This window comes from Corynebacterium lipophiloflavum DSM 44291, from assembly GCF_000159635.1.
In the GTDB taxonomy this organism is placed as follows: Bacteria; Actinomycetota; Actinomycetes; order Mycobacteriales; family Mycobacteriaceae; genus Corynebacterium; species Corynebacterium lipophiloflavum.
This window is the reverse complement of record NZ_GG667193.1, coordinates 87,308-100,156: the sequence shown is the minus strand read 5'-3', so window position 1 is coordinate 100,156 and position 12,849 is coordinate 87,308. Positions and strand designations below refer to the sequence as shown.

At 66.1% G+C, this 12,849-nt stretch carries 11 protein-coding genes and 1 pseudogene; 9 read left to right on the top strand and 3 right to left on the bottom strand.

What is annotated here, in order from left to right; all coding sequences use genetic code 11:
• Positions 1-16: 16 nt before the first annotated feature.
• From HMPREF0298_RS07120 to HMPREF0298_RS11595, 3 genes are all read left to right on the top strand, one after another.
• Positions 17-847 (top strand): bile acid:sodium symporter family protein, encoded by an 831-nt coding sequence (locus HMPREF0298_RS07120; protein ID WP_006840465.1) that lies wholly within the window; start codon positions 17-19, stop codon positions 845-847.
• An 80-nt stretch (positions 848-927) separates the two neighbouring features.
• Complete coding sequence (locus HMPREF0298_RS11600) at positions 928-1,551, top strand: sulfatase-like hydrolase/transferase (protein WP_169304968.1); 624 nt, start codon at positions 928-930, stop codon at positions 1,549-1,551.
• On the top strand, positions 1,476-2,498 hold the full coding sequence (locus HMPREF0298_RS11595) for a sulfatase-like hydrolase/transferase (RefSeq protein ID WP_006840463.1): 1,023 nt from the start codon (positions 1,476-1,478) through the stop codon (positions 2,496-2,498). Before HMPREF0298_RS11600 ends, HMPREF0298_RS11595 begins: the two co-directional genes overlap by 76 nt.
• 9 nt (positions 2,499-2,507) lie before the next feature.
• Here the strand turns inward: HMPREF0298_RS11595 and HMPREF0298_RS07110 are convergent, their stop codons facing one another.
• Together HMPREF0298_RS07110 and HMPREF0298_RS07105 are read right to left on the bottom strand one after the other, a co-directional pair.
• A complete protein-coding gene (locus HMPREF0298_RS07110; protein ID WP_083789540.1) occupies positions 2,508-4,079 on the bottom strand; it encodes a VanW family protein in 1,572 nt (523 codons plus the stop codon).
• A 138-nt stretch (positions 4,080-4,217) separates the two neighbouring features.
• Positions 4,218-5,375, bottom strand: a complete 1,158-nt coding sequence (locus HMPREF0298_RS07105) for a glycoside hydrolase family 3 N-terminal domain-containing protein (RefSeq protein WP_006840461.1) — start codon at positions 5,373-5,375, stop codon at positions 4,218-4,220.
• A gap of 72 nt (positions 5,376-5,447) precedes the next feature.
• Here HMPREF0298_RS07105 and HMPREF0298_RS07100 point away from each other — a divergent pair, with 72 nt between their 5' ends.
• Together HMPREF0298_RS07100 and HMPREF0298_RS07095 are read left to right on the top strand one after the other, a co-directional pair.
• Entirely contained in the window at positions 5,448-5,666 is a 219-nt protein-coding gene (locus tag HMPREF0298_RS07100; protein ID WP_083789539.1) for a DUF2613 domain-containing protein, read from the top strand.
• Positions 5,667-5,674: 8 nt separating this feature from the next.
• Positions 5,675-8,590, top strand: coding sequence for an alpha-(1->3)-arabinofuranosyltransferase domain-containing protein (locus HMPREF0298_RS07095; RefSeq protein ID WP_006840459.1), 2,916 nt, complete (start codon positions 5,675-5,677; stop codon positions 8,588-8,590).
• Between the two features lie 33 nt (positions 8,591-8,623).
• On the opposite strand, the gene HMPREF0298_RS07090 is transcribed toward HMPREF0298_RS07095, so the two are convergent.
• On the bottom strand, positions 8,624-9,643 hold the full coding sequence (locus HMPREF0298_RS07090; RefSeq protein WP_006840458.1) for an acyltransferase family protein: 1,020 nt from the start codon (positions 9,641-9,643) through the stop codon (positions 8,624-8,626).
• 33 nt (positions 9,644-9,676) lie between these two features.
• Between HMPREF0298_RS07090 and HMPREF0298_RS07085 the strand changes: the two genes are divergently transcribed.
• The 4 genes and pseudogenes from HMPREF0298_RS07085 to HMPREF0298_RS12460 form a co-directional block, all read left to right on the top strand.
• Positions 9,677-10,387, top strand: a complete 711-nt coding sequence (locus HMPREF0298_RS07085; protein ID WP_006840457.1) for a DUF3068 domain-containing protein — start codon at positions 9,677-9,679, stop codon at positions 10,385-10,387.
• Between the two features lie 120 nt (positions 10,388-10,507).
• On the top strand, positions 10,508-11,515 hold the full coding sequence (locus tag HMPREF0298_RS07080) for a type IV toxin-antitoxin system AbiEi family antitoxin (RefSeq protein WP_169304967.1): 1,008 nt from the start codon (positions 10,508-10,510) through the stop codon (positions 11,513-11,515).
• Positions 11,505-12,293, top strand: coding sequence for a hypothetical protein (locus tag HMPREF0298_RS07075; RefSeq protein WP_006840455.1), 789 nt, complete (start codon positions 11,505-11,507; stop codon positions 12,291-12,293). The genes HMPREF0298_RS07080 and HMPREF0298_RS07075 overlap by 11 nt, the downstream gene beginning before the upstream one ends.
• A 134-nt stretch (positions 12,294-12,427) precedes the next feature.
• Positions 12,428-12,849: pseudogene (locus HMPREF0298_RS12460) on the top strand (hypothetical protein); the annotation flags it as partial.

The window sequence follows — 12,849 nt, the reverse complement described above, 5'->3', positions numbered from 1 at the left end:
GTGGCGAGGTCAGCCCATGTTTGAGTTCTTCCAATCCTTAGCGAGTACGCTCACCACGCTCTTCATACTCACCAGCATGTTCAACGTGGGCCTTACCCAGCACCCGGCGCGCATTGCCAAGCACCTGCGCGACTGGCAGTTTCTCACCCGCATGGTTGTGGCTAACTTCCTAGTCGTGCCCGGTGTGATGCTGTTGTTCATCATCATCACCGGCATCGGCGCGCCGTACTCGGCGGCGCTGATCCTGTTCGCCTGCGCCGCCGGGGCCCCGCTGCTTATCAAGCTAACGCAGGAAAGCGACAACGACATCGCTGCCGGCGCGACCGTACAGATGGTACTCATGGTCTCCACCGTCGGCTTTTTGCCTTTCCTGTTGCCACGCCTTATCGACGGCATCGAGGTCGACGTGTGGCAGATCGCCCAGCCGCTACTTCTGCAGATGATCCTCCCGCTGGCGCTCGGCATGGTCTGCCACGTTGGCGTCGAAAAGCTCGCGGCGACCATGCAGCCCTGGGTGGCGAAGATTTCTAACCTGGCGCTCTACGGGCTGCTCATCTTCACCATCATTGGCTACCTGCCCGAGATGGCGGACGTTGACCTGTGGATCGCGATCATCATCGGTGTCGTCGTGCTTCTGATCGCCTTCTACATGGGATACGGTACTGGCCAGGGCAACACGAACCACGCTCAGCTCGGTGCATTGGCCACCGCGCAGCGCAACACGTTGATGATGTTTGTGCTGCTCAAGCTCGCTACTCGCTTGGGCAACGACTCCGCCATTGCGTTCTTAGAACCCCTTGAAGCGGACATGCCCGGCGGCATCACCCGCCCCTATGCCCAAAAATAGCAACGTAAAGGTCGATACTATGGGGTGGCATGACACAACCCCACATTCTCATTCTCTGCATGGACCAGTGAGACATGCGCATGGAACTTCCCGACGACGTCGAGCTTCCCGCACTGCAGTCGCTGATGGACAAAGGCGTCACCCTCGATCAACACTATTGCACGGTTCCGCAGTGCACACCGTCTCGTACCGCGATGTGGACCGGCCAGCACGCGAAAACGCTGGGCACGTGGGACAACACGGACTTCGCCTGGATCAAGCCGCTGACACCGGACACCCCCACGCTCGGGCACATGATGCGCGAACAGGGCTATTACACCGCGTTCAAGGGCAAGTGGCACCTCTCGGACACCGGCTTTGGCACCTCGGAGGTGCTCGAGAAGTTCGGCTTCTCCGACTACCAGCTCTGGGGTGACAACTGGGGCCGCCCGCTCGAGGGCCAGGTCAAGGACGGCACGGTTGCGATGGAGACAGTCGATTGGCTGCGATATAAAGCACCGAAGGACCAGCCCTGGCTGCTAATCTCATTCATGGTCAACCCCCACGACATTATGTACTACCTGGCGGATCAGGACGAGCTGGGCCACGAAAATGGCGTGATGCGCCCGAAGCTGCACGGTTTGCCCCCATGGCGAAGCTCGAGCGCTGGTGGGACCCTGCCCTTCCGGAATCGGTCGACGACGACATGGCGCAGCAACCGCTAGGCCCGCACAACTACAAGGAGTTCGCGCAGCTCAACTACACCGACGTGCCGAAGGGCCGCGCCGATATTTGGAAGCAGCGTCGCAACTACCTGATTAACTGCATGCGCCTTGTCGATGCCGAGTTCGGCAAGATCCTCGACGAGCTCACCGCCCAGGGCCTGTGGGACAACACGGTGGTCATCTTCACGTCCGACCACGGCGAGATGAACGGCGCCCACGGCAAGACGCAGAAGGGTGGCATCCACTTCGACGAGGCGACCGTGGTGAATATGACAGCCGTGGTCCCCGGCGGGGCGCAGGGCGTCGAGAGCACCGCTGTCGGTTCGCACATCGATCTCGTGCCCACCGCCCTCGCTTTTGCCGGGCTTGACGACGCCACCCGCACTAGACGCTACCCCGCTCTACCGGGCCGCAACCTCTCCGCAGTGCTGACCAACCCAACCTCGACGGTACCGCCGCGCGGCAGCGCCAGCGAGCCCGGTGACGGTGCGCTGTTGATGTGGGAAGGATTGCACCAACTCGACCCGGCGTGGGCTGTGACAGGCGCACTCGGCGAGTTGGTGGACCTGCCGCTGGACACAGAGTTGCGCGAGGAAAAGATGCGCGAAGCGGGTGAGAAGTTCGGCGCGCCCGACTTCACGCGCCGATCCTTCTTCCGCGCGGTCGTCGATGGGCTCTACAAACTGGTGCGTTGGTTCTCACCGGAAGAGTACTGCACCCCGTCCACGGTTGAGGAGCTCTACGCCACCTCGGATGTGTCCCTGCACGATCTGGTGGAGGACCCTAATGAGCTGGAAAACCTGGGCAACCCGGAGCACCCTCGCTACGACGAAGAGTTAGTCGCCACGCTGTTGGCCAAGCTCAACGCGCTGATCGAACGTGAGCTTGGCGACGACACGTGCCCGATGGACCTCGACATGTTCGGCACCCGCGACGTGACCTACTAGCGCGGCGCGCTACTCGCAGCGCACTATCGGCTGCGGGTCGTAGACCGTGGTGGAGGTGTTGCGACTGATCTCATTGCCGCTGAGGTCACGCACAATCCGGGTATCGGAGGTGGTAAAGCCCTGCGCCCCGCCCGAGGGAATGCAGTCACCACTGGTGACGGTCACGGGCTTCGGCGAGGTGTAGGCCCAGCGCCCTCCGTTGATGGACTCCACCTCGACGGTCTTGGTGCCCATCAGGCTCACCGTCACCTCGCCGCCCCCGACGCTCGTGGAAATCTTGACCGGGTGGGGCGAATCGTTGCGGAATTGCAGGTCAATCGCCCCTTCATACACGGTCGCCTCCCTGCCAGCCGGGTAGCGTGAGATGTAGTAGGAGTGCGGGGTGGAGGCGACATCCGTCATGCCGGCAAAGTAAGCCGCGTTGTACAAGGTCGTGGCAAATTGGGAGATTCCGCCACCCACTGCCTTGCCGGGGCGTCCATTTTCGATGATGACCGACTCGACGTAACCCTGCGCGGCACCGCGCGCGCCGGTGTAGCCGTTGAGCGAGAAGGTTTCACCGGGGTTGACAATTGCGCCGTTGACAACGCGGGCCACCGTAGCGATGTTCGTGCCGGATGCGCCGCTGTACCCGCCGGTGGTGAAACTTCCCACCACCTCGTCGAAGGTGGCACGTTGGGCTTCCTCTGTAGTGAAGTCGGCCGGGCGGGCCTTGTATTGCGCGTCCCAGGTGCGCTCGGCGGAACCGATCAACCGCTCGTCGAAACCGTCCATCGCGGCCTCCCAGTCGATAATGGAGCCGTCGACGGACGGTTCCACCCCGCCGCCGGGCAGCACGCGCGCGTTTTTCATCTGCGTCTCGGTCGCAGCGAGCTGCTCGCCCAAGATGCCCTGGGCGTTTTCCACGTTCACCTCGGGGGCGATTTTGCCGTCGACGTTGGGGAACTGGACGACCTCGCCGATGCGCTCTTGGGCAATGACACCGTCGATGCCGTCGCGGCCGTGCAGCGTCAAGGCGCCGGACAGCGCCGCCTTAACCGGCCCGTCTAAGGCTTCCTTGATCGCCTGGTCGCCGATAGCGGGTTCGATCTCGCGCGGCTCGACCTCCACACCGTCGGGGTTGAGCCAGCCGGTGGTGACACGTTCGAACAGCTCGGTTTTGTCAACCTCCTGGCCCGGCACCGGTTCGGTCACTTTCGCCTCGCCACCGTCGATGGCGATCGCGCCGTCGGCGGGGTCGAGGTGCAACTCGCCGGCCACTCGCTCAAGCTGCGGGGTGAGAGCGGCCTCGTTCACGGTCGACACAATGTCGACTTCGCGTGTGCGAAACAACCCGGCGAGGCGAGTGAACGGGTTCGCGGACTCTTCGCCCGCGCTTGCTACGGTCGCCTCCCAGTCGATGCCGAGGCCGGATTCGGCGGGCACGAGCTGCGAGCTTTGCGTCGCTGCCTTCACCGTCACCGGGTTACTCGCCGTCTCGCCGAGCTCTGCTTCGAGCTTCGCGGTGGCCTCGTCGTGGCTCATGCCGCCGATCTCGACACCGCCGACGGCGGTGCCACGCGGCACGTTCCCGCGGTTCATTGCGAGGTCGGCGAGGTAGATCGCGAGCAGCACCGCGAGCACACCGAGCAGCACACCGAGGAGAATCTTCCCGGTGCTGACCCCGCGCCCACCGCGGGCACCTGTTGCATTTACCGTAGTCACCTCAACAAGATTACCTTAGAGCCCGACATCGATTAACTGCTGCTGCGTGCGCACCGCGGCGGCGTCGATGCGCTCGGGCGCGATTGTCCCGTCCGCGGCGGCCGAGGTAACCAGGTCGATAATTGCCACGAGGTCCTCCCCCGATGACCACAGTGCCTGATCCGCCCCGGCGGCGATCGCGTCGCGCACCGACTCCGGGGTGGGGCGGTAGTCCGTGATGCCGCGCATCCCCGACAGGTCATCGGTGACGATCACCCCGTCGAAGGGCTCGCCGCCCGGGTAATCGCCCTCGCGCAGGATGCGGTAGGCCTCCGGGTTCAAGGAGCTGGGCACGTCGCCGCCGCCAAGGCCCGGCACGATCATGTGGCCCATCATCACCGACGCCGTCGGGCGGGAAGGCAGCACCTCTGCGTAAGGCTGCATGTCCGAGCCCTCCAGCACGTCGAGGGGAGGTGTCGTGGCCAGCGTCAGGTGCGTGTCCCCCGTGGCGCGGCCGTGGCCGGGGAAGTGCTTGAAGGTGGGGGTCACGCCGGCGTCGATAAGCCCTTGCGAGAACAGCCCGCCGACGCGCGCCACGTCGCCCGGCTCCGCGCCGAAGGAGCGGTCGCCGATGATGTTGAGGCCGGTGACGTCGAGGTCAAGCAGCGGGGCGTAGTCGACGTTGACGCCGCGCTCGCGCAGCGAGCGGCCGATGTCGTAGCCGGAGCCCTGGATTACTTCGTCCGGTTGCCCGGCCAGCGCGCGCGGCGGCATCCACTGCCCGAAAACCTGCGTGTGGCGCTGCACTCGCCCGCCCTCGAAATCCACGGCGACGGAGAACGGCCGGTCGTACTCGGCGCGCAGGGCGTTGATGTCGCGGCCCGGCTCGACAAGCAGCGCCGGGTCCGCCCACGAGGGGATGAACAACCCGCCGGCGCCCTGATCGAGGGCGAAACGGGCCTGGTCGTAATTGGCTACACCGACGACCATCAGCGAGGCGACCTTCGCGCGCAGGTCGTCCGGGACGCGCTGCGCGGCGCTCGGCGGGGGCGGCGGGGCCGTGCTGGTTACAGTCTGCGTGGAGGTCACCGTCAGCGTCGTCTCCACCACGTGCGGCGCCGGCGCACACGCCAACACCGTGCTGACCAGGGCCGAAGACGTCACCGTGGCCACAGCGATGCGCACTCGGCCCATCCGCGGCCTCCTTTCCTCCCGTGACGCGCACTTACTCTACCTGCCACGGCAAGGCTGCTACGATTGGTCACCATGTCTAGCGCAGTTGCCATTGACGCCACAGGGGCCGCCTCCGCTCCGCGCCGCGCCACCACCAGTGTGCTTGCCAGCGCCGTGGTGGGTGTCGTGCTCGGCGCCATCGGTGTGATCGGCATCGCCGCGTTCTCGGGGCAGTCCACGGTCCCGGCGGGCAACGCGGTCACCGCCGACCAAGCCGTGCTGGGTGGCCCGGAGTACGGCTCCCGCCAGTAGGCGCCCGCGTGCGCGCCCGCCTGAATCACCCCTCCGCCGCCCACCTGCTCGGCTGGTTGGCGCTGGCACTCGTCTCCTTCGCCCAGCCGCCGGGCCAAGTCGCGGCGGACACCAAGTTCAACCTCACCCACAACCCCGGCGCGTTCCTCGCCTCGGCGACGCGCGCGTGGACGGATCACTTCACGCTCGGCCAGATTCAGAACCAGGCCTACGGCTACCTCTTTCCGCAGGGACCGTTCTTCCTGCTGCCACTGCCTGATTGGGTGCTGCAGCGACTGTGGTGGGTGCTTGTGCTGTGCATCGCGTACTCCGGCACGCTCGCCGTGGCGCGGCGCATGGGTGTGCCGGGTGTGATACCCGCGCTGCTCTACGCGCTGAGCCCGCGCATCGTGACGACGCTGACGGCGATTTCCTCCGAGGCGTGGCCGGTGGCGTTGGTGCCGTGGACCATTTTGCCGCTGCTCAACCGGCGCCCGCAGGTCGCGCCCGCGCTGGTGGCGGTGGCCCTGATGGGCGCGGTCAACGCCGCGGCCACCATCGCGGCGTGCCTGCCGGCGTTCGTGCTGCTTGTGTGGCGCCGCGAGTTCTCGCGCGCGGCGCTCTACGTCGCGGGTTGCGTCCTTGTCAGCGCCTGGTGGCTCGGTCCGCTGCTGGTGCTGGGGCGCTACTCCCCGCCGTTTACCGAGTTCATCGAGTCGGCGTTTGTCACCTCTTACTGGCTCAACCTGGCCGAGGTGTTGCGCGGCACGACGAGCTGGGCGCCGTTTGTGGATACCGAGCGCACCGCCGGGTTCCTGCTGGTTTCGGAGCCGGTCTTCGTCCTGGCGACCATGGCCGTCGCCGCGCTCGGGCTGGCCGGACTGGCGCGCGCGGACATGCCCTGGCGCGGCTTTCTCGTGGTTGTGTTCTCGCTTGGGGTGGCCATCTTGGCCACCGCGCACTTTCTGACTTCGCTTTACGACGGCCCCCTGGCCCCGTTTCGCAACCTACACAAGTTTGATCCGCTGGTGCGCCTGCCGCTGGTGCTGGGCGTGGGCTGGGTTGTTTCGAAGGTGCGCGCCCCCGGTGTGGTGGCGGTGTCTCTGGTGGTTGCCGCCGCCGTGGCCCCGGCGTGGTCACTGCGGCTGTTGCCGACCGGCACGTGGTCGGAGGTGTCCCCGGACTGGGTTGCCGCGGGGCACTGGCTTGACCAGCACGTCGGCGCAACCCGCACCGTGGTCATCCCGCCGGCGTCCTTCGCGCGGCAGACGTGGGGGTGGACACGCGACGAGCCGATCCAGGCCGTCGCACACGTTCCCTTTGCCGTGCGCGACGCGATCCCCCTGGTCGATCCGGAGGCGATCCGCGGCCTCGACGGCCAGATGGAGGCCCTCGACGCCGACGCGCTGCGCTCCATCGGCGTCGGCGCGGTGGTCGTGCGCGGCGATCTCGACTCCGGCGCGCGTGGCCGGTGGCCGGGCGAGCCTGAAGTTGCCTTCGGCGACGTGGAGATCCACCTCATCTCCCCCGAGCGCGGCATGATGGTGACCTCCGCTGCGCCCGTGCGCGTCGATGGCGGCGGCGAGGTGCTGGCCCTGTTGTGGCAGCGCTACGGCTACTTCCCCGCCCAGCTGGTGGATTCGGAGGCGCAGATTGTCACCGACACCCCGGCCGCCGCGGTGCGCAACTACGGCACCCTCGATTCGGCCGTCTCGGCGCACCTCGCCTCTCCCGAGGAGGGTGCGGACGTGCGCAACCGCCTGCCGGACTACCCCTCCGCCGGCACGCGCGTCGGGGTGGACATGTCGGGCGGCACCGCTTCGGCGTCGAGCTCGGCCGCTGACGCCACTGCTTTCGGTGGGGCGGATCCCTCGCGCTCGCTCACCGCCGCCTTCGACGGCCTGGAGGACACCGCCTGGTGGCCCGCGCCGGGTGATCTCGGCTGGATTAGCTCGACGGTCTCCGGCGGGCGCGTCACCATCACCGCCACCGACTCCACCGTGGTGCGCGTGGTATCCGGCTCCGAGACCCGGGACCTGACGTTGGAAGCGGGCGAGCCGCGCACGGTCAGCGTCCCCGGCGACACGGTGCGCATCGAGCTGACGGAACCGGTCGGGATCGCCGAGCTGGACACCGGGGTGCGCCGCATTGTCGACGTCCCCGGCACGGCCGACACCTACTTTTTCCAACGCCTGCTCCCCCACACCGACGTGTTGCAGCGCCGGTTCACCACCGCCGCCGACGCGACGTGGCGTTTAAGCGCACCCGCCACCATCGACGGCGAGGCGGTCGAGGGCGAGGTGTTCCTCCCCGCCGGGGCGCACGAGCTAGTCACCGACGCCGAGACCATCACCATCACGCGCGGCGAGGTGCCCACGGCTCGCGCGGAGACTTTCGGGGGCGTGGTGGGGGCGTCGACAAGCGAGCAGCTCATCCTCACCGCGCGCGGCTTCAACGAGGGGCTGCGCGCACGCGTCGGCGGAGTCGAGCTGGAGCCGGTGCGTATCGACGCCGGCATGCAGGCCTTCCGCGTGCCGCCGGGTGTGAGCGGAACGTTTGAGATGCGCTTTGCCGGCGACGCTCCGTACCGGTGGAGCCTGCTGCTCGGCGCCGTGGTCTCTCTACTCACCGTGGCGTTGTGCCTGTGGGTGCGGTGGCGCACCATCTCGCGCTTCACTCCGTCTTCCGCGTCGACGCCGATATCCCCGCTGCTCACGGCGCTGGCGGTGGGCCTTGTTCCCGGCGCGGTTGCGGTGGCGCTGGCGTGGACTGTGCGGCGCTTCACCGCCATCCCGGCGTGGGGCTTAAGCGCCGGCGCCGCCGGTTTCATGGGGCTGTGGCTGGCGCGCGCCCCGTGGCCGGGGGAGAACTACGCGGGTTCTTCCGTTCTGGTGCTCTTCGCCGGGTGCGTGGCCGTCGCGGCGCTGGCGTTTCCCGACGACTAGCGCTGCCCTCCCCTTCCCCCTAAACCCGGACGCCTAAGAGTGCGCCGGTTCCACCGAAACTCGGACCAGGTTAGGGGTGTCCGAGTTTCGGTGGAACCGGGAGGTGACCCAGCGCGCACCCGGCACCTCCACGAGCTCGTAGGAGACGTAGGACACGGCCACGCTAAACGCCACAGTAAATACCAGCACCGCGGCGAAATGCCCGCCAAAGACGGGCACCCCGAGCAGCGGGAAGGCAAACGACAGCACCCAGACGTGCCACAGGAAGATCGAGTACGACCACCTCCCGAGACGTCGCATCGCGCTCGAAGCCAGTACGCCATCCTCGCGCGGCGAGAGGGCAAACGGCGCAACCACCAGCGCCGCGAACAGGGCGCCCAGGATCACGCGCGCGTTGAACTCCGCCGGCGAGGGGTGCTCCAACCCCGCCGGCCCCACGACACCCGCGAACCACGCAACGGGTAGCGCCACAAGTGCGAATGGCAGGCGGGGGCCGCGGTAGCTCACCCCGATCCGCTCCAGCTCCGCCAGGATGAGGCCGACGGCGAACCACAGCACGTACGACGGCGGCCAGATCTGCATGTTCACTGCCGTAACACCCGCAATAGCCCACGGCCACGCCAGTGACAGGGGGATCGTCACGGCGAGGGTGAGCGTGCGGTGGGGCGTCGATAAGCGCAGGTACAGGGGCAAAACCAGGTAGAAGGCCACTTCCACGCAGAGCGACCAGATCTGCGTCAACCCGGCGACGAGGCCGTCGGGAAGGTAGATCTGCACCATGAAGACCTGCGCCAGAACCTGCGGCGGCGAGATGTGCGCCAGCTCCGGCAGCGTCGCCAGAACCACTGCGACGCAGACGAGATAGGCAGGCGCGAGCCGCGCTAGGCGACGGCGGTAGTACCCCGGGCGCTGTCCCCCGCGCGTCAGCAGGAACGCCGACAAAGCGTAAAACACCGCGACGAAGTAATCGAAGCGCTCCAGCACCGGGTGGTACGTCGCGGTCTGGAAGGCGACGTGCGTGACGACGATGCCGAGGGCGGCGACAGCGCGCAAGCCCTCGAGCTCGGGAAGTAGAGTGTTAGCGATATGAACAGTGTAGGAGTCAGGCGGACGTTAGCGAAGTGCCTCGTGGTGCTCGTCGCCGGCTTCGTCCTGAACTTGATCTCGCCGGTGGTGATCGCGCAGCAGCGCACGATCCACCCCGGGGAGACCTCCGTGGTCACTTTCGATGGACCGGCGGAGCTGACGAAAAGGTTCTCGACGTCCGAGGGCCCCGAGTCCGGCCAGGTTGTCATCAACGCCATGACCGTGCTCGGCGGGAACGAGTTGGCTGACTCCTACACCGTCCACGCCAGCACCGCCCTGCCCGTCGATGGCCGGGCGGGGCTGACCTACGTGTTTCCCTACCGCCCAGAGCGGATCTCCTACCCCTATTCCGACCCGTTCGCGCCCGGGACGTTCGACACCCCGGCGCGGCTCGACTACCTCGGCCCGGGCAGCGTCGGCGGCCTGGACACGTACAAGTACCGCGCCAACATCACCGCGCCGGGCTACGAGGCGCAGCGGATCATCGACCTGCAGGTCAGGACGGGTGAGGTCCTGGACGAGACGTGGACGGTACGCGAGGGCCCCGTTGCGGGGCTGTACCGCATGTCGGAGCAATCCCGCGATGTGGCGTGGCAGCGGGCCGCGGCGGAGGTGCATGTGCTGCGGGGACTGCAGGTACTTGCGTGGGTGACGCGCTTTATTGCGGTAGTCGCGCTCGCGTGGGCGGCGGTGGCCGTTGCGCGCCGGTAGCTGGCTGGGCGCGTGGGCCGCTGTCCTCGTTGTACCCGCACGGTGCCGCCGTTCCAAAAAGTCGAACGTTCACTTTTGTTAAACGTTCGTCAATAGCAAACGACTGCTACCATGAGCACCATGGACCACGTGAACTGGGAGAAATGGAATGACAACTTCGCCAGCGCTTCCGTGCCACTCCGGATAATCCTCTCCGAGGGCAAGCCGCTGCTGGAAATCAGCGGAGAAGGCGCAACTTTCCACATCCGGTATGAAGAAAACCCCGACCAGCAACCCTCTTCCCAAACCAGGGTAGCCTCCCACGAAATTCTCCTCGCACCTGCAATTACGCCCCGGGTTGCGGAGCGATTTCGCGAACTCGACCAGGCTTTCGCCGATGGCCGCGGAAATTGCTACATCAACCGGCCAAACCTCTATATCGATGTCAGGGGAAGAACGACCGCCGGCAACAGCCAGGTGAGCTCATCGCGGCGGCGCCGGGGAACGGCCTCCCTCTTCACGCCCCAACGAGCGCAAGTCAGCGCGGCCCTGATTACCACACCAGAACTGCTTCGAGCCCCCATCCGGGAGCTCGCCTCGGCAGCGTGCACGTCCGTCGCAACAGCCCATAAGACTCTTTCCCTATTGGTGGATTCGGGCTACCTCGAAGGCGAACCAGCTTTCTACCGTTTCGCCAACGTGAGGGGCCTCATTGACGCCTGGGTACACTCCTACGCCGGCGGCCTCGGTGCACGCCGGGAGTTGTTTCGAGGGTCGGGAGATACCGAGCTGTTCAAACAAGGTCCGCCGCTTGGGTGGATAAGTGGAGAACCAGCCGTCTCAACTGAAATCCTGGGAGGGCAGAGCGCGCACTTCTACGTCGAGAACCCCGCTGAAATGGCCCGCATTGTTAAAAGCGCCCGGCTGCGCGCTGATCCACAAGGAAATGTGGTGATCAGGAGTTCTTTCTGGAGCCCACGGACTCGTAACACCTCCGCGTTGACGCAGTCCACTTGGTCGTGGCCTGTCGCCCCTGCGATCGTGGTACTGGCAGATCTTCGGTCAGTCGGCGACCCGCGGGTATCGGAAATCGCTGGAGAGCTGGAGACGAGGATCGCCGGGGACCTCGGAGGGTCAGATGACATCTGACGCTGATGATGTCCGCCGGGTGCTGAAGGGAATCTCCGGTGTGGTCGATGTGGACAATTTCATGCTGATCGGGGCGAAATGCCGCGATATCCTCCACGCGGATTTTTCCTGCGAGACCCCGCTGCGGATGACGCGCGATGTCGATCTGGCCATGGCGGCGCAAGGCTTAGAATCCTTCGCCAGGTTGAAGGAGCATTTCTCCACCAAGGACCGACCCTGGCAGGAGATTTGCGTCGACGGCATGCGTTCAGATGTCGTTCCCTTCGGTGCTGTGGAGAATCCTCCTGGTGAAGTTTCACCAGTCGATGGCATACGCTTCAACGTCAGCTGCTTCAAGGAGGTTTTTGATTCCGCTGAGCACAGGGACTTCGGTGATGGACTGTGTATCCGGGTACCGTCCTATCCCGGTTTCGCGGCGCTTAAACTCCACGCCTGGTTCGACCGTGCGCCCGGAGGTGTTTACAAGGACGCATCCGATCTCGCACTGGTGCTAACTTGGTACGAATCCAGGCAAGACCTGTGGGATCTGTTTCCCGATGATGACGAAAACTTCGGGGTTGTCGCCGTTATGACGGCATGGGTATTGGGCAGTGAGATCGCGAAGACTTTGGGGCAAGAGAGAACCGCGGAGCTTCTGCAGCGTTTTGCACAGCACCAGGGGCCGCACCTCGCGGACAAGCTCTTCGAAGGCCGCGGCCCAAGCGCCCCGCTGCAGAGCCGAATTGAGAAGGTCGATGCACTACAAGATGGGTTAAGGCAGGGGTTGGACTGTGAGTGAGCTATACACTCGGTGTGCGGACAGTTCTAAGAACTCTCACCCGCAACGTAGCGCGGTCGCGCTCGCGTGGGCGGCGGTGGCCGTTGCGCGCCGGTAGCTGGCTGGGCGCGTGGGCCGCTGTCCTCGTTGTAGCGGTGACCTGGCCTTTCATGGTGCCCGGCGAGGCGTTCGCGCTGCGCGACATGGTGGTGCTGCCCGAGATGGCGCTCACCCACGCGTCCTTGGGGTTCGGGGACCTACCGGCGCGCAACGTGCCCCAAGACGCGGTGCTGTCGCAGTTGGTCTTTCCCGTCCTTGCGGTGCGCCTGATCGTTGTCGGGGCGGCGTGCGCGGCGGCATGGGCGGGATACCGGCTCGGCACGTCGCCCTTCGCCCGCGCCGCCGCGATGACGGTGGCGGTGTGGAACCCCTTTGTCATCGAGAGGCTTCTACAGGGCCAGTGGTCGCTGGCGGTGGCGGCCTGGCTCATGCCGTTCATCGCGGTCACTGGATCAGTGACAGCAATGTGGGTGGCCTCGCTGACACCGACCGGGGCGCTGGCGGCTGCGAGCCTGTC

Coding starts and splice junctions, on each gene's coding strand:
- HMPREF0298_RS07120 (WP_006840465.1), top strand. CDS start 17: ATGTTTGAGTTCTTCCAATCCTTAGCGAGTACGCTCACCACGCTCTTC.
- HMPREF0298_RS11600 (WP_169304968.1), top strand. CDS start 928: ATGGAACTTCCCGACGACGTCGAGCTTCCCGCACTGCAGTCGCTGATG.
- HMPREF0298_RS11595 (WP_006840463.1), top strand. CDS start 1,476: ATGGCGAAGCTCGAGCGCTGGTGGGACCCTGCCCTTCCGGAATCGGTC.
- HMPREF0298_RS07110 (WP_083789540.1), bottom strand. CDS start 4,079: ATGAACCGCGGGAACGTGCCGCGTGGCACCGCCGTCGGCGGTGTCGAG.
- HMPREF0298_RS07105 (WP_006840461.1), bottom strand. CDS start 5,375: ATGGGCCGAGTGCGCATCGCTGTGGCCACGGTGACGTCTTCGGCCCTG.
- HMPREF0298_RS07100 (WP_083789539.1), top strand. CDS start 5,448: ATGTCTAGCGCAGTTGCCATTGACGCCACAGGGGCCGCCTCCGCTCCG.
- HMPREF0298_RS07085 (WP_006840457.1), top strand. CDS start 9,677: ATGAACAGTGTAGGAGTCAGGCGGACGTTAGCGAAGTGCCTCGTGGTG.
- HMPREF0298_RS07080 (WP_169304967.1), top strand. CDS start 10,508: ATGGACCACGTGAACTGGGAGAAATGGAATGACAACTTCGCCAGCGCT.
- HMPREF0298_RS07075 (WP_006840455.1), top strand. CDS start 11,505: ATGACATCTGACGCTGATGATGTCCGCCGGGTGCTGAAGGGAATCTCC.